Raw genomic sequence first — 16,136 nt, forward strand, 5'->3', positions numbered from 1 at the left:
TCTCTCTTTCTGGAAGGGGGTCAGCGCGCGACGAGCGACTGAAAGTGATCGAACATCCGCTCGGCGTCGGGCGTGCGTCCGGTGAAGATTTCGAACGCGTCGACGGCCTGATAGACGGCCATCCCGCCGCCCGGCAGCGTGGCGCAGCCGGCCGCGCGCGCCGCGTGGATCAGTTCGGTTTCGAGCGGGAAGTACACGATGTCGGCCACCCACATGCCCGCGTGGAGCAGCTCGGCCGGCAGCGGCAGGCCCGGATGCTTGGTCATGCCCGTCGGCGTCGCGTGGATCAGGCCCGTCGCGGCGCGCATCGCGGCCGCGAGATCGCCGCCCGGCGCGACCCGCGCGGCGGGAAAACGTTGCTGCAACTCGCCCGCGAGCGCGGCGGCACGCGTGCCGTCGACATCGAAAATCGTCAGTTCGGTCGCACCCATCTGCAGCGCCGCGTGGGCAACGGCCGCGCCCGCACCGCCAGCGCCGAGCTGCACGACACGTTCGAGCGACACGCCGGGCAGGCCGCGACGGAACGACTTCGCGAAGCCCGACCAGTCGGTGTTGTGACCGATCCGCTTGCCGTCCTTGAACAGCACGGTGTTCACCGCGCCGAGCGCGCGCGCGTCGTCCGACAGCGCGTCGAGGTGTTCGATCACGCGCTGCTTGCACGGGTGCGTGATGTTCAGGCCGTTGTAGCCCATCCGCTGCGCGGCATCGAGCAGTTGCGGCAGCGCGTCGACGGTGACGCCGAGCGCGTCGAGATCGAGGCGCCGGTAGACGTAGCCGAATCCCTGGCGGAATCCTTCTTCCTCGTGCATCGCGGGCGACAGCGACCCGCCGATGCCCTGGCCGATCAGGCCGATCAGAAACGACGGGCGGCTCATCGCGCGGCTCCCTGCGCAAACAGCGTCGACAGACGCTGCAGCGCAAACACGTAGCCTTCGGTGCCGCAGCCGCAGATCACGGCTTCGGCGACCGCCGACACGTAGGAATGATGGCGGAACGCCTCGCGGCGATGCACGTTCGAGATATGCACTTCGATCACCGGCTTCGCGATCGCGGACAGCGCATCGGCCAGCGCCACCGACGTATGCGTATAGGCGGCCGGGTTGATCACGATGCCGTGCGTGTCGTGACGCGCGGCATGCAGCCAGTCGATCAGCTGGTGCTCGGCGTTCGACTGGCGGAAGTCGATTTCCAGCCCGAGCCCTTCGGCCGCCGTGCGGCAGCGCTGCTCGACGTCGGCGAGCGTCTCCGCGCCGTAGATATGAGGTTCGCGCGTCCCCAGCAGATTCAGGTTCGGGCCGTTCAGCACCAGCACCTTGTGCTTGCTCATGGTGTTTCTGCTCCTAAAACAGGGGCGGACCGTGACCGTCTCCGCCCCGAAAACATCGGAATTTGGCGCTAGTGTGCGCCCGTGCAAGCGGGCTGTCTTTTCGGGTTTTCGCTAATTTGTACCACCTAGTTAGTTTGTATAATTCGTCTCAATCACCCAGTAAATTCGGGATATGGCGTGCGTCCGGAACTCAACGACTGGTTCATTCAGGGCCGGCTCGGCCGATGCCATTCCCCGCTCATTCGCAGGATTCGCCCATGCAGCGCTCGATCGCCACCGTGTCACTGTCCGGCACGCTCGCCGAGAAGCTCGCCGCCATCCAGGCCGCAGGCTTCGACGGCGTCGAAATCTTCGAAAACGACCTCGTCTACTTCGACGGATCGCCGGCCGACGTCCGGCGCATGGCCGCCGATCTCGGCCTCGACATCGTGCTGTTCCAGCCGTTTCGCGACTTCGAGGGCGTGAGCGCGGCACAGCTCGCGCGCAACCTCGATCGCATCAAGCGCAAGTTCGACGTGATGCATTCGCTCGGCACCGACCGCATCCTCGTCTGCAGCAACGTGTCGGCCGACACGATCGCCAACGACGGGCTGCTCGTCGACCAGCTCGGCGCGCTCGCCGAAGCCGCCCGGCAGGCCGGCGTGGTCGCCGCGTACGAAGCGCTCGCGTGGGGCCGCGTCGTGAACCGGTACGGCCACGCGTGGCAGCTCGTGAATACCGTGAACAGCCCGCACCTCGGCCTCGCGCTCGACAGTTTTCACACGCTGTCGCTCGACGATTCGCCGGACGCGATCGCCGACATTCCCGGCGAGCGCATCGCATTCGTGCAGATCGCCGATGCGCCGAAGCTCGCGATGGACGTGCTCGAATGGAGCCGTCACTTCCGCTCGTTCCCGGGCCAGGGCGACTTCGACCTCGCGCGCTTCACTGCACGCGTGATCGAGTCGGGCTACACGGGGCCGCTGTCGCTCGAGATCTTCAACGACGGCTTCCGCGCGGCGCCGACCGCGATCACGGCCGCCGACGGCCATCGCTCGCTGCTCTATCTGGAAGAACTGACCCGCGCACGGCTCGCGCAGGACGGCCGCGCGCCGGCCCCCAGCCAGCCGCTGTTCGCGCCGCCGGCGCCGCCCGCGCACGTCGGGTTCCAGTTCATCGAATTCGCGGTCGACGCGCAGGCGGCGGCAACCGTCGGCGAATGGCTCGGCAAGATGCGCTTCCGGCTCGCCGGCCGCCATCGTTCGAAAGACGTGACGCTGTTCCAGCACGGCGCCGCGTCGATCGTGCTGAATGCGGAGCGCGACTCGTTCGCCGATGCGTTCTTCCAGCAGCACGGGCTGTCGCTGTGCGCGTCGGCGTTCCGCGTCGACGACGCGAAAGTGGCGTTCGAACGCGCGGCCGGCTTCGGCTACGCGCCGTTCTCCGGCAGCGTCGGGCCGAACGAACGCGTGCTGCCGAGCGTGAAGGCGCCGGACGGCAGCCTCGAGTATTTCGTCGACGAAGCGCCGAACACGCCAACGCTGTATGAATCGGACTTCGTGCTGACCGACATCGACGGGCCGAGCGAAGTCGGCCCGCTGACGGGCATCGATCACGTGTGCCTCGCGCTGCCGGCCGACGCGCTCGACACGTGGATCCTGTTCTTCAAGACGGCATTCGGCTTCGAAGCCGAGCGCAGCTGGCTCGTGCCCGACCCGTACGGGTTGATGCGCAGCCGCGCGGTGCGCAGCGCCGACGGCTCGGTGCGGATCGCGCTGAACGCGTCGGTCGACCGGCACACGGCCGTCGCCGAATCGCTCGACCGCTACCACGGCACCGGGTTGAACCACGTCGCGTTCCGCACGGACGACATCGTGAAGACGATCGCCGCGTTCGCGGCCGACGGCGTGCCGTTCCTGCGCATTCCGCCGAACTACTACGACGATCTCGCCGCGCGCTACGCGCTGCCGGACGAACTGATCGACACCTTGAGCGCGCACCACCTGCTGTACGACCGCGACGAACACGGCGGCGAATTCCTGCACGCGTATACGGAACTGGTCGACAACCGCTTCTCGCTCGAGATCGTCGAGCGGCGCGGCGGCTATGACGGCTACGGCGCGACGAACGCCGCCGTGCGGCTCGCCGCGCAGGCGCAGCGCAGGAAATAAGGGAGAGAAGAAAAGACGATCCGGGGGCCGGATCAGGCGGGAAAATCCAGCCGGCGCGGCAACACGCGCCGCGCGCACGCACCATCGTGGTGAATTTCTTGCCGCGCCGTGCCTGGCAAGGCTGGCCGCGAGCGGCCGGGAACGGCCGTCCGGCGGGCGTTACATCCAGTAATACCTGCCGCAGCGCAGCATCCCTTCGACCGCCACGGTTTTAAGAATCGCTTAAGTCTTCGACGGCACCATCCGCAACCAGTACCCGATGGATATCTCGAAAAAGGAGGAAAGCGATGAGCGCCGTAGAAGCACCCGCGGGCCGCCCGGCCGCGCCCCCTGCAAAGAAGACGATGCTGCGCCGCCTGCTCAGTCATCATGAAATCGCGACGTTGCTCGTGCTGCTGCATGCGCCGATCGGCGCGAACGCCAAACCCGAATTACCCGCGCTGCAAGAAGCCGGCCTCGTCGAGATGGTCAAGCTCGACGCCGATACGGCACCCAGCTTCCGATTGACCGAAGACGGCACGGCCGTCCTGAAAGGGCTCGGCTACCGCTGAGCCGACGCTTTCCCCGTTTCACCGTTTCACCGTTCCCCGCATTGCCCCGATCCCTGCGACGCGCCGACCCGGCCGGCGTCTCGCGTCACCCTGCCCGATCCTGCAGCATCAACCGGTATTCCGTCGGCGTCACGCCGACCGTCGCCTTGAACTGGCGCGTGAACGCACTGTGATCCGTGTAGCCGCATAGCGCCGCGACGTCGGTCACCTTGTCGTGCGTGACGAGCAGCGCGGTGGCCGCATCGAGCCGCGTCTTCAGCAGCACCTGGCGCGGCGTCAGGTGAAACACCTTGTGGAAGTACCGTTCGAGCTGCGCGACCGACATGCCGGCCATCTGTGCGAGCTGCTTCAGGTTCAGCGGCTGCACGAAGTGATCCTGGATGTGCTGGACCACGTCGGCGAGCTTGCTGTAGGCCGGATGCGATCCCTCGTGCGCCTTCAGGTCGCGCGAGATGCCCGCCAGGCCGACCACCTTGCCCGCCGCGTCGCGCAGCGGCTCCTTGCAGGTCAGGCACCAGCCCGGCTGGCGGCCCGGATACAGGTGCAGCTCGAGCTGGTCCATCAGTTGCTGGCCGGCGTTGATCGTCGCCATGTCCTGCTCGAAATAACTGCGGCCGAAACGGCGCGGAAACACTTCGTCGGTCGTCTTGCCGAGCAGGTCGCGCTTGTCCTTGTAGCCGCAGCGCATCGCCAGCGTGCGATTGACGAGCGCGTAGCGGCCGTTCTCGTCCTTCACGAAGAAGGCGACGTCGGGCAACGCATCGAGTACCGGTTCGAGCAGGCGGAAGTGCGCGAGCATCGCGCCGAAATCGGCGTTGTCGGGCTGGTAGCGCAACGTGTCGGACAGGCTCATGGGCGGTACGGCAAGCAAGGTTGTCATCCCGACATCCGCGAAGCGATGTGGCAGATGGCGTCGATTATAGAAGCACCCCTTCGATCGCGTCGCGCCGATCGCGGGGCAGGCAAGCGGGCAGCAGCCGGTCGCGCCGCGCATGCCGGCCGGCCGTCGCCGGCAATCGATGCAAGTTGTGTACGCAACCACTTCGACGCGCGTTCGGCGGCTGACCGCGAATCCGCCCGCGCCGCTGCCGGCGTACCGCGTCGCCGCACCGGCCACGCGCGCCCGAATCCCCCATCCTAAAAATGCGGGCGTACCGCGTCTTGGCGCGTTTGCGCATTCAGCGTGACGATTTCGGCATATATCAGGGTTATCGACGATATGCCGATATCGTCGCCGGCTGCGCACCGAACGCGCAAGACGCGCGCATTTTCGCTACCTAGACTTTGCTTCACGGTTACGAGACGACATCCCGCCGCTGCAGCAATCGGCGCGCACGGCCTGCCGCATCCGCCACAGCGCGCGCCGATTCCGGCACAGCCCGGGCAACGCACGGCGAACCTGCACGGCCTTCGCACCGGCCTGCCGACCGATACGTCTCGCCCGGTTTACCGCACCGGCCCGCAAGCCGGCGGCGGCCCAACCACGCCATCAAGGGGAAGTGAAAGTGAAGCTGAAGGTATCGCACGTCGCGCTGGCTGCCGCCTGCGCACTGTCGGGCGCACACGCCATCGCCGCCGACGTCGTCAAGATCGGTTTCGCCGCACCGCTGACGGGCCCGCAATCGAACTACGGCACCGACATGCAGAAGGGCGTGCAGTTGGCGATCGCCGACTTCAACGCGACGCATCCGACGATCGGCGGCAAGCCGGTCACGTTCCAGCTCGACTCGCAGGACGACCAGGCCGACCCGCGCACCGGCACGACCGTCGCGCAGCGGCTGATCGACGACAACGTGAGCGGGGTCATCGGCCACTTCAACTCGGGCACCAGCATTCCGGCATCCGACCTGTACGATCGCGCGGGGCTGCCGCAGATCTCGATGGCGACGTCGCCGCAATACACCGCGCGCGGCTACAAGACGACGTTCCGGCTGCTGACGAGCGACGCGCAAGCGGGCCGCATCGTCGGCACGTACGCGGTGAAGACGCTGCGCTTCAAGCGCATCGCGATCATCGACGACCGCACGGCCTACGGCCAGGGCATCGCCGACGAATTCGCGAAGGCCGTGGAGGCGGCGGGCGGCACGATCATCAAGCGCGACTTCACGAACGACAAGGCGCTCGACTTCTCGGCGATCCTGACCAACCTGAAGGGCGTCAATCCCGACGCGATCTTCTACGGCGGCGGCGATGCGCAATCGTCGCCGATGATCCGCAAGATGCGCCAGCTCGGGATGAAAGCCGCGTTCGTGACGGGCGAGATGTCGCGCTCGCCGACGTTCCTGAAGGTCGGCGGCGACGCGGCCGAAGGCGCGATCGTCTACATGGGCGGGCTGCCGAAGGAGAAGATGCCGGGCTTCTCCGGCTATGCGGCACGCTACAAGGCGCGCTTCAACGAAGACGTGATCACCTACTCGCCGTACTCGTATGACGGCACGATCGCGCTGCTCACCGCGATGAAGAACGCGAACTCGACCGACCCGAAGGTGTACGCGCCGTATCTCGGCAAGGTGTCGGTCAAGGGCGTGTCGGCCCGAGCATCGCGTACGACGCGAAGGGCGACCTGAAGGATGCGCCGGTCACGATCTACAAGGTCGAGCACGGCGCGTTCAAGCCGGTCGATACGATCGCCGGCAACTGATACGCGGCACCCTGCCCCGCGCGGCGCGACCCGCGGCTCACCGGCCGCCCGCGCCGCGCGCTTCGGCCGCACGGCCCGAAGCCTTCCTCGGCGCACACCCGCGCGCGCGCATTTCGCGCTCCTGTAGAATCCTCCCACCCGCTTTGACGCTTCGTCCCCGCCGCGCCCCATCCCGGTGCGACGGTGCGTGTCTCGTGCCTTATCCGGCACCCGGCACGTTTCGACGACGCAAGCCGCGCCTTGTCAGTCCATGCCGATAGCGGGCCCTGGAGACGCAGCACCGACAACAACATTCGAAAACCGATCGTCCTGACCATGCAAGCTTCCGAATTGAGCGGCGTGCCTCGCGCCGCCGAACGCGCGCTCACGCGCAGCGACTACAAGACCCTTGGCCTTGCCGCACTCGGCGGCGCCCTCGAGTTCTACGACTTCATCATCTTCGTGTTCTTCGCCCCGGCGATAGGACAGCTGTTCTTCCCGCACGACATTCCCGACTGGCTGCGCCAGTTGCAGACGTTCGGCATCTTCGCGGCCGGCTATCTCGCACGCCCGCTCGGCGGCGTGATCATGGCGCACTTCGGCGACCTGTTCGGCCGCAAGCGGATGTTCACGCTGAGCGTGCTGATGATGTCGGTGCCGACGCTGCTGATGGGCCTGCTGCCGACCTACGACACGATCGGCATCCTCGCGCCGGTATTGCTGCTGCTGTTCCGCGTGCTGCAGGGCGCGGCGGTCGGCGGCGAAGTGCCGGGCGCGTGGGTGTTCGTGTCCGAGCACGTGCCGTCGCGCCACATCGGCTATGCCTGCGGCACGCTGACCGCGGGCCTCACGGCCGGCATCCTGCTCGGCTCGCTCGTCGCAGCCGGCATCAACAGCCGTTACTCGACCGCCGAAGTCGGTGCGTTCGCATGGCGCATCCCGTTCCTGCTCGGCGGCGTGTTCGGCCTGTTCTCCGTGTACCTGCGCCGCTGGCTGCATGAAACGCCGGTGTTCGCCGAGATGAAGGCGAAGAAGGCGCTGGCGGCCGAGATTCCGCTGAAGGCCGTGTTGCGCGATCACGGCCGCGCGGTGATCGTGTCGATGCTGCTCACGTGGATGCTGTCGGCCGCGATCGTGGTCGTGATCCTGATGACGCCCGCGCTGCTGCAGAAGCAGTTCCACCTGACGCCCGCGACGACGCTGTTCGCGAACAGCGTCGCGACGCTGTGCCTGACGGTCGGCTGCATCACCGCGGGTTCGCTCGCGGGCCTGATCGGCGCGAAGCGCGTGCTCGGCATCGGCGGCCTCGGGCTGGCCGCGTGCTACTACCTGCTGTTCGTGCAGGTCGCGGCCGACGCGTCGACGCTGCCGCTCTACTACGGGATCGCGGGCTTCATGGTCGGCACGATCGGCGCCGTGCCGTTCGTGATGGTCAAGAGCTTCCCGGCCGTCGTGCGCTTCTCGGGCATCTCGTTCTCGTACAACGTCGCGTATGCGATCTTCGGCGGCCTCACGCCGGTGATCGTGTCGCTGATGATGAAGTCGAATCCGCTCGCGCCGGTCGTGTACGTCGCGGTGATCTGCGTGCTCGGTGCGATCGCCGTGCAGTTCGCGAAGGATGCGAAGGACGTGAAGGACACGCACTGAGCGTCGCCGCGTACGCGGCATCATGAACAAAGGGCCGAATCCCGCGGCATGCGGGATTCGGCCCTTTCTTTTTGCTTCAGCGCAACGGCGCGCGCTGGATCAGCGCAGCCCGCCGTAAGACGAACTCGACCGGCGCAAGCCGTCGATGCTCGCGCCGCCGGCGCCGGTGACGAACAGCAGCAGGAAGCCGCCGGCGATCGCGATGTTCTTCCAGAAGTGGATCACCATGTCGTGCTGGACCGCGGCGTCCGTCGCGTCCCAGAAATTGTGCCCGACCATCGCGGTCGCGACCGTATAGAACGCCATCAACAGCGCAAGCGGCTTCACCTTGTAGCCGACGATCAGCAGCAGCCCGCCGAGCCCCTCGATCGCGACGACGATCGGCCCGGTGACCTGCGGATACGGCACGTTCAGCGTATGCAGGTAACCGATGAAATCGCCGTAGCCGAGCAGCTTCATCACGCCGCCCCACAGGAACAACGCCGCCAGCGCCAGGCGCGCGAAAAAAATGACGCCGGAATCGACGGAACGCGTCATGCCTCTCTCCTCGTATGCAATTCGGCCGGCCGCACGGGGCGCGCCCGGGCGGCTCGGGGCCGTGCGGCGCTACAGCGCCCGCGGCAAATGGGCCAGCATAGAGGGACTTTCGGCCGTGTCCAAGAAAAAGGTTGTAGCAAATCTTTACACGGCGGCGGCACGGAAAAACGGAAAAGCGGCGTTTAGCCCGCGTCGCTCAACAGCACGCCTTTCTTGAAGATGAAGCAGCCGTAGCCGCGCAGCTCGCCGGTGACGATCACCGCATACGCCTGCTGCGCGCGCTCGTAGAACGCGAAACGGTCGATGCCCGCGAGCGGCACCGCGCGCCCTTCCGCGCGGTCGATCTCGGCCTGCACCTCGCGCTGCACCGGCGGCACGGCCGACGGATCGCCGACGACTTCCATCCGCCACGCCGGCACATCGACGAAGGTATCGAGCGGCAGCACGGACAACACCGCGCGCACGACGCGCGCCGAATCGGCGCCGTCGATCCGCAGCGCGCGGCCGACCACCGTATGCTCCGCGACGGATTCCGCCGGGAAATTCGCGTCGCAGATCGCGATTTCGTCGCCGTGGCCCATCGCGCGCAGCGTGTGCAGGATGTCGGCGTGCAGCAGCGGGTCGAGATTTTTCAGCATGTCGGCAAGTCTCCGGGATCAGGAACGAACCGCGTAACGTTACCCGATCCCGACGGCCGCCGCGAATACGCAACGCGCGTCACGACGCCGCGGCCGGCATTTCGTCGATGAAACCCGTGACCGACGCGAAGCGGCCCGATGCGTCGACGACGCCGAAGTCCGAACCCTTCACGATCGCCGCGCCGTCGGGCGACACGAGCGCCCACGAGAAGCGCAGGTGCTGGCCGAACGCATCGACGTCGGTCGTGCGGCGGAAGCGGTACGCAGGGAAACGCTCCTGCACGGCGGCGATCATCGTGTCGATGCCCGCGTGACCGTCGCCGGCCATCAGCGGATCGCGATAGGCCGCGTCGCTCGCGTAGGTCGCATCGATCAGCGCGCGCCGGCGGGCGACATCGGGTTCGTTCCACGCGTCGAAGTAGCGGTCGATCAGGTCGGCGTGAACGGACGGGGCGGATTGGGCGGTGTTCATGGCGAGGCTCCTTGTATCGATGAGGGGACGATGTCGCGAACGTTTCGTGTCCGCGTGCCGCCATCGTCGCCGGCCTCGCGCGGGCGGTCGATTACGTGCGAGGTAAGGAAATCGCGCCCGCGCCGCCGCGCTCAGCCGCCCGCGTAGTCGACCGCCAGGCTCCACGCCGGGTCCTCGTGCTTCGCCCAGTACGCATCGAACAGCCGGCGCGTCGTCGGGCCAGGCCGGCCGTCGCCGATCGCCGCGTCGTTCAGCCGCGTGACGGGCATGATCCCGCCGGCCGTCGACGTGATGAACACTTCGTCCGCGTCGCACAGTTGCATATCGTCGACGCGGCCGGCCTGCGCGTCGATGCCCATCGACGCGGCCAGATCGAATACGGTCTGCCGCGTGATGCCGTGCAGCACGCCGCGATCGGGCGTGAGCAGCCGGCCGTCGCGCACGACGAAGATGTTGAATCCGGGGCCTTCGGCAATGCTGCCGTCCGTGCACTTCAGCACGACCGACTCCGCGCCCGCGTCATAACCCTTCAACAGCCCCGCGACGAGGTCGAGCCAGTGGTAGTTCTTGATCTGCGGATCGACCGATTCGGGCGGAATCCGCCGCACGTCGTCGATCAGGTGCAGATGAAGCCCTTCGCGCAACTGCCGCTCGTTCGCGACCGAACCGTACGGCACGGCGAACGCGATGAACTGGTTCACGGCGTCGCGCGGGTCGCGGCTGAAGGTCGGCGATGCGCCGCGCGTGCACAGCATCTCGACGTACGCATTGCGCAGCCCCGAGCGGCGCACGCACTCGACGAGGATGTCGCGCAGCGCATCGTCGCTCAGCGGCACGTTCAGGCGCAGCTTCGCCAGCGAGCGCCGGAACCGCGCGATATGCAGGTCGAGACGAAAGAAACGGCCGTTCCATACGTGCACGGTGTCGTACGTGACGTCGGAATGCAGGAAACCCCAGTCGAGCACCGACACGCGCGCGTCGGCAATCGGGATGAAGCGGCCGTTCATGTACGCGGCGCCCGGCGGGAACGCGGGTGCTGCGACCGGCGGTACGCCATGCGGTGCCATATGCGGCGCTCCGGAAACGTTCGGGACGTAATCGACCTGCGCAGCAAACGACGCGCGATCGGCATCGAACACGCTGCGATGCACGACCGCATTCGGCCCTGCCGCGCGATCGAACGACAGCTTGCCGTCGAGATGATCGATCTCGTGCTGCATCAGCTCCGACACATCGGGCGACAGTGCGTCGTGTTGATGCGGCGCGCCGTCGAGCGTCGTGTAGCGCACGCTCACCGACGCATGGCGCTCGACGCGCACGAGCAGGTCGGGAAAGCACATGCAGTCGTCCCACAGCGTCATCCGCGCGTCGCTGCGCCACACGATCTCGGGGTTCACGATCACGTCGGGCCAGCCGTCCAGCGCGAGCGCGATCATCCGCTGCCCGATGCCGATCTGCGGCGCGGCGACCGCGCGGCCGAAGCCGTGTTCGTCGCGAAACGCGCGCAACGCGGCGCCCAGCGCGGCCGCCGCTTCGCGCACGGCGGGTGCTGCGACGTTGCCGACCGGCCGCGCGACGTCGCGCAGCGATACGGTGCCCACGGGAAGAATCCGCATATTCATTTGACCACCTCCGACAAAGTCACCTTGTTGCCTCCCTTGAAGGTCGAAATCGTTGCGGCCGGATTGCGCAGTTCGCCGTTCGCATCGAACGCGATCCGACCGGTCACACCCTGGAAATCCACACGATGCAGCGCCTCGACGATCTTCGCGGGATCGGTCGACTGCGCGAGCATCACCGCGCGATAGACGGCCATCATCGCGTCGTACGCATACGGCGCGTAGAGCTGCACGGGCGCGCCGTATTTCTGCCTGAAGCGCGCCGCAAACGCGAGGCCGCCCGGCATCGTCGCGAGGCTTCGGCCGCCGTCCGCGCACACGAGATTGCCGTCGAGCGCGTCCCCGGCGAGCTTCATGATCTCCTGCGTGCACAGCCCGTCGCCGCCGAGCAGCGGCGCAGCGATCTGCAGCTTCTTCATCTGCTTGAGCATCGGCCCGCCCTGCGTGTCCATGCCGCCGAAGAAGATCGCGTCGGGCGCGTGGCCCTTGAGCAGCGTCAGCGGCGCGCCGAAGTCGAACGCCTTGTCGGTCGTGTATTCGCGCGCGACGACGGCGACACCCGCCTTGCCGAGCCCGCCGACGAACACGTCCGCGATGCCCTGCCCGTAGGCCGTGCGATCGTCGACGACACCCACGCGGCGCGCATGCAGGTGCTCGACCGCATAGCGGGCGACGGCCTGGCCGAGGAAGTCGTCGTTCGCGAGCAGGCGGAACGTGGTGCGATAGCCGAGGCGCGTGAACGCCGGATTGGTGGCCGACGGCGTCAGCTCCGCGATGCTCGCCGTCGCATAGAGCCGCGCGACGGCGATCGACGTCCCCGAATTCTGGTGGCCGATCACCGCGCTCACGTGCGTATCGACGAAACGCTGCGCGACCGTCGTCGCGACCTTCGGGTCCGCCTGGTCGTCCTGCGCGTCGAGCGCAAACGTCACGGGATGCCCGCCGACGCTCGGATGGCCGGCGTTGATTTCGTCGATCGCGAGCCGGATGCCGCGCGCGCTGTCCTCGCCGAAATGGGCCTGCGCGCCCGTGAGCGCGCCGGCAAAACCCACGACGACCGTATCCGCGCCGAACGCGGGAACGGCCAGCACAAGCGGCGCAAGCGCCAGCAGCAGATATCGGGAACGCATGATGTTTTCCTCGCAGCTTCGTCGTTGACGGGTGCTACGATTATCGGCAGCCGTCGCGAAATCCGATAAACATCAGGCGGCTCCATCCGTGAATTTGTTTCGTTTTTTCTCTCCGAAGGAAATCCGATGAATCCCGCCGCCGCGCCGCTCGACGATTTCGACCTGCGGATCCTCGCCCGCCTCCAGCACGACAACCAGATCACCAACCAGGCGCTCGCCGCCGAGATCGGCCTGAGCCCGCCCGCCTGCCTGCGCCGCGTGAAGCGGCTGCGCGACGAGCGCTACATCCAGCAGGACGTTGCCGTCGTCGATCCGAACAAGGTCGGACTCCCGCTGACGATGCTCGTGCTCGTGCAGGTCGAGCGCGAACGGGTCGACCTGCTCGACGAATTCAAGCGGTTCCTGAAATCGCTGCCGGAAGTCATGCAGTGCTACGTGGTGACGGGCCGTGCCGATTTCGTGCTGATGATCGCGATGCGCGACATCGACCACTACGAAGAATTTTCCACGCGCGTGTTCCGCCAGCACCACAACATCCGCCACTTCGAGACGATGGTCGTGATGTCGCGCGTCAAGGTCGGTTTGTCGCTGCCGATCGGCATCGAGTGACGATCGCCCGTCGCCGGTACGGGCGCCAAAACGAAAACGGGCGCCCTCAGGCGCCCGCATCGTCTGCCGTCGTTACCGCGCGCGTCAGGTCACCGGCGCCGGATTGAACAGCGTCAGCGCATTCGCGAGTTTCCATTGCTCGGCCCACGTGCGGCGCTTGCCGCTCGCGACGTCGAGCATCAGCCGGAACAGTTCCCAGCCCACGTCCTCGATCGTGGCCGCGCCGGTCGCGATCTGCCCCGCGTCGAGATCCATCAGGTCGTGCCAGCGGCGCGCGAGATCGCTGCGCGTCGCGACCTTGATGACCGGCACCTGCGCGAGGCCGTACGGCGTGCCGCGCCCGGTCGTGAAGATGTGCAGGTTCATCCCCGCCGCGAGCTGCAGCGTGCCGCAGATGAAGTCGCTCGCGGGCGTCGCCGCGTACAGCAGCCCCTTCTGCCGCGCACGATCGCCGGGGCGCACGACGCCGGCGATCGGCGCACTGCCCGACTTCACGATCGAGCCCATCGCCTTCTCGACGATGTTCGACAGGCCGCCCTTCTTGTTGCCGGGCGTCGTGTTCGCGCTGCGGTCGACGCGGCCGCGCTGCAGGTAACGGTCGTACCAGTCCATCTCGCGAATGATCTCGCGTGCGACGTCCTCGTTCGCCGCGCGCGACGTGAGCTGCGCGACGCCGTCGCGCACTTCGGTCACCTCGGAGAACATGATCGTCGCGCCCGCGCGCACGAGCAGATCGGCCGCGAAACCGACGGCCGGGTTCGCGGTGAGCCCCGAGAACGCGTCGCTGCCGCCGCACTGCACGCCGACGACGAGATCCGACGCCGGGCACGTCTCGCGGCGGCGGCGGTTCAGCCGCTCGAGATGCGATTCGGCCATCGCCATGATCGAGTCGATCATCGAATTGAAGCCGACGTGCGCGGCGTCCTGCAGGCACACGACGCCGCCGTTGTCGGCCGCGCCGTCGGCGGTCACCGGAATCGTGCCGGGCGGCAGCAGGCGCTCGGGCTGCAGCTTCTCGCAGCCGAGGCTGACCGTCATCACCTCGCCGCCGAAGTTCGGGTTCAGGCTGATGTTGCGCAGCGTGCGGATCGGGATGTCGGCGTCGGGCGCGTCGATCGCGACGCCGCAGCCGTACGTATGCTCGAGCCCGACCACGTCGTCGACGTTCGGATAGCGTGGCAGCAGTTCGTCCTTGATCCGCTTCACCGCGTGCTCGACGACGCCCGACACGCACTGCACGGTCGTCGTGATCGCGAGGATGTTGCGCGTGCCGACCGAGCCGTCCGCGTTGCGGAAGCCCTCGAACGTATAGCCTTCGAGTGGCTGCAACTGCGGCGCGACGCGCGTCGCGAGCGGCAGGTCGTCGAGCCCCGGCGGCTCGGGCATGCGCATCGTGCGCTCGTTGACCCAGCTGCCGCGCGGCAGGTCGGCCAGCGCATAGCCGATCACCACGTTGTAGCGGACGATCGGGTCGCCGGCCGCGAGATCGGCGAGCGCGACCTTGTGCCCCTGCGGCACGCCTTCGCGCAGCGTCAGCCCGTCGGCAAACGTCGCGCCTTCGGGCAAGCCGCCGTCGTTGACGACGATCGCGACGTTGTCGTCCGGATGCACGCGGATGTAGAGAGGGGAAGCTGTCATCGGAATTCCTGGAAGCTACCGGTCAAATCGTTAGTCATCATACGACATTGGAAGCCAATCGACGATGCTGCGTAAACCCTTATCCGGAAAGACCCTACCATTCTGCGCCGAGCAAATCGCTTGCGTCACCCCCTCCCTCGTTGTACGATGACATACAACGACATCGCCAATGTGGCACGTATGCCGTTCCCGACGAACCCAGCACTCGCGCTAGACGGACGACCCCAACCATGACCTCACCGCAAGAACTCAAACAGATCATTTCCCACGGCCTGCTGTCGTTTCCGCTGACCGACTTCGACGCCGATGGCAGCTTCCGCCCGAGCACTTATGCCGAGCGGCTGGAATGGCTCGCGCCGTATGGCGCGAGCGCGCTGTTCGCGGCGGGCGGCACCGGCGAATTCTTCTCGCTCACGCAGCGCGAGTATTCGGACGTGATCCGCGTCGCGACGGAAACCTGCAAGGGCAAGGTGCCGATCCTCGCCGGCGCGGGCGGCGCGACGCGCGTCGCGATCGAATATGCGCAGGAAGCCGAGCGTCTCGGCGCGAGCGGCGTGCTGCTGATGCCGCACTACCTGACCGAAGCGAGCCAGGAAGGGATCGCCGAGCACGTCGAGCAGGTGTGCCGCGCACTGAAGATCGGCGTCGTGGTGTACAACCGCGCGAATTCGAAGCTGAACGCCGACATGCTCGAGCGCCTTGCCGATCGCTGCCCGAACCTGATCGGCTTCAAGGACGGCGTCGGCGAAATCGAAAGCATGGTGACGATCCGCCGCCGTCTCGGCGACCGCTTCGCGTACCTCGGCGGCCTGCCGACGGCCGAAGTCTATGCCGCCGCGTACAAGGCGCTCGGCGTGCCGGTGTATTCGTCGGCCGTGTTCAACTTCATCCCGAAGACGGCGATGGAATTCTACGAAGCGATCGCGAAGGACGACCACGCAACGGTCGGCCGCCTGATCGACGATTTCTTCCTGCCGTACCTGAAGATCCGCAATCGCCGCGCAGGTTATGCCGTCAGCATCGTGAAGGCGGGCGCGAAGCTCGTCGGCCACGACGCGGGCCCCGTGCGCGCGCCGCTGATCGACCTCACCGAGGCTGAAGCGGCAGAGCTCGACGTGCTGATCAAGAAGATGGGCCCGCAGTAAGCGGGCGCGGCCGGCGCGGGGCCTTCATCGGCGCCGCGGCCGGCTGTTTTTGC

At 67.1% G+C, this 16,136-nt stretch carries 14 protein-coding genes and 1 pseudogene; 6 read left to right on the forward strand and 9 right to left on the reverse strand.

What is annotated here, in order from left to right; translation table 11 throughout:
* Positions 1 to 20: 20 nt before the first annotated feature.
* Both BBJ41_RS26485 and aroQ read right to left on the reverse strand, forming a co-directional pair.
* Positions 21 to 875, reverse strand: a complete 855-nt coding sequence (locus BBJ41_RS26485; protein WP_069749184.1) for a shikimate dehydrogenase — start codon at positions 873 to 875, stop codon at positions 21 to 23.
* The gene (gene aroQ / locus BBJ41_RS26490; RefSeq protein WP_059528374.1) at positions 872 to 1,327 is read right to left on the reverse strand and encodes a type II 3-dehydroquinate dehydratase; all 456 of its coding nucleotides are present in this window, start codon (positions 1,325 to 1,327) and stop codon (positions 872 to 874) included. Before aroQ ends, BBJ41_RS26485 begins: the two co-directional genes overlap by 4 nt.
* A 257-nt stretch (positions 1,328 to 1,584) precedes the next feature.
* Between aroQ and BBJ41_RS26495 the strand changes: the two genes are divergently transcribed.
* On the forward strand, positions 1,585 to 3,477 hold the full coding sequence (locus tag BBJ41_RS26495; RefSeq protein WP_069749185.1) for a bifunctional sugar phosphate isomerase/epimerase/4-hydroxyphenylpyruvate dioxygenase family protein: 1,893 nt from the start codon (positions 1,585 to 1,587) through the stop codon (positions 3,475 to 3,477).
* Positions 3,478 to 3,764: 287 nt separating this feature from the next.
* A complete protein-coding gene (locus tag BBJ41_RS26500; RefSeq protein WP_069749186.1) occupies positions 3,765 to 4,028 on the forward strand; it encodes a hypothetical protein in 264 nt (87 codons plus the stop codon).
* An 85-nt stretch (positions 4,029 to 4,113) separates the two neighbouring features.
* Here BBJ41_RS26500 and BBJ41_RS26505 read toward each other — a convergent pair whose 3' ends face one another.
* Positions 4,114 to 4,908: an AraC family transcriptional regulator gene (locus BBJ41_RS26505; protein ID WP_069750384.1), complete on the reverse strand. Its 795-nt coding sequence runs from the start codon at positions 4,906 to 4,908 to the stop codon at positions 4,114 to 4,116.
* Positions 4,909 to 5,533: 625 nt separating this feature from the next.
* Between BBJ41_RS26505 and BBJ41_RS26515 the strand changes: the two are divergent.
* Together BBJ41_RS26515 and BBJ41_RS26520 are read left to right on the forward strand one after the other, a co-directional pair.
* Positions 5,534 to 6,669, forward strand: a pseudogene (locus tag BBJ41_RS26515) (branched-chain amino acid ABC transporter substrate-binding protein).
* A gap of 315 nt (positions 6,670 to 6,984) precedes the next feature.
* Positions 6,985 to 8,295 carry an MFS transporter gene (locus tag BBJ41_RS26520; protein ID WP_069749188.1) on the forward strand — a complete coding sequence of 437 codons (1,311 nt, stop codon included), beginning with the start codon at positions 6,985 to 6,987 and terminating at the stop codon, positions 8,293 to 8,295.
* Between the two features lie 99 nt (positions 8,296 to 8,394).
* Here BBJ41_RS26520 and BBJ41_RS26525 read toward each other — a convergent pair whose 3' ends face one another.
* From BBJ41_RS26525 to BBJ41_RS26545, 5 genes are all read right to left on the reverse strand, one after another.
* Positions 8,395 to 8,832, reverse strand: coding sequence for a DoxX family protein (locus BBJ41_RS26525; protein WP_069749189.1), 438 nt, complete (start codon positions 8,830 to 8,832; stop codon positions 8,395 to 8,397).
* Between the two features lie 182 nt (positions 8,833 to 9,014).
* The gene (locus tag BBJ41_RS26530; RefSeq protein WP_069749190.1) at positions 9,015 to 9,470 is read right to left on the reverse strand and encodes an RbsD/FucU family protein; all 456 of its coding nucleotides are present in this window, start codon (positions 9,468 to 9,470) and stop codon (positions 9,015 to 9,017) included.
* A gap of 79 nt (positions 9,471 to 9,549) precedes the next feature.
* Entirely contained in the window at positions 9,550 to 9,942 is a 393-nt protein-coding gene (locus BBJ41_RS26535) for a nuclear transport factor 2 family protein (protein ID WP_069749191.1), read from the reverse strand.
* 131 nt (positions 9,943 to 10,073) lie between these two features.
* The gene (locus BBJ41_RS39665) at positions 10,074 to 11,564 is read right to left on the reverse strand and encodes an aminotransferase class IV (protein WP_083281985.1); all 1,491 of its coding nucleotides are present in this window, start codon (positions 11,562 to 11,564) and stop codon (positions 10,074 to 10,076) included.
* Positions 11,561 to 12,691 (reverse strand): branched-chain amino acid ABC transporter substrate-binding protein, encoded by a 1,131-nt coding sequence (locus tag BBJ41_RS26545; protein WP_069749192.1) that lies wholly within the window; start codon positions 12,689 to 12,691, stop codon positions 11,561 to 11,563. The genes BBJ41_RS39665 and BBJ41_RS26545 overlap by 4 nt, the downstream gene beginning before the upstream one ends.
* Before the next feature lie 126 nt (positions 12,692 to 12,817).
* On the opposite strand from BBJ41_RS26545, the gene BBJ41_RS26550 reads away from it, so the two are divergent.
* Positions 12,818 to 13,300 carry an Lrp/AsnC family transcriptional regulator gene (locus BBJ41_RS26550; protein ID WP_069749193.1) on the forward strand — a complete coding sequence of 161 codons (483 nt, stop codon included), beginning with the start codon at positions 12,818 to 12,820 and terminating at the stop codon, positions 13,298 to 13,300.
* A gap of 84 nt (positions 13,301 to 13,384) precedes the next feature.
* Here BBJ41_RS26550 and garD read toward each other — a convergent pair whose 3' ends face one another.
* The gene (gene garD, locus BBJ41_RS26555) at positions 13,385 to 14,938 is read right to left on the reverse strand and encodes a galactarate dehydratase (protein ID WP_069749194.1); all 1,554 of its coding nucleotides are present in this window, start codon (positions 14,936 to 14,938) and stop codon (positions 13,385 to 13,387) included.
* Positions 14,939 to 15,168: 230 nt separating this feature from the next.
* On the opposite strand from garD, the gene kdgD reads away from it, so the two are divergent.
* Complete coding sequence (gene kdgD, locus BBJ41_RS26560; RefSeq protein ID WP_069749195.1) at positions 15,169 to 16,083, forward strand: 5-dehydro-4-deoxyglucarate dehydratase; 915 nt, start codon at positions 15,169 to 15,171, stop codon at positions 16,081 to 16,083.
* The last annotated feature ends 53 nt before the right edge of the window (positions 16,084 to 16,136 follow it).

This window comes from Burkholderia stabilis, from assembly GCF_001742165.1.
Taxonomy (GTDB): Bacteria; Pseudomonadota; Gammaproteobacteria; order Burkholderiales; family Burkholderiaceae; genus Burkholderia; species Burkholderia stabilis.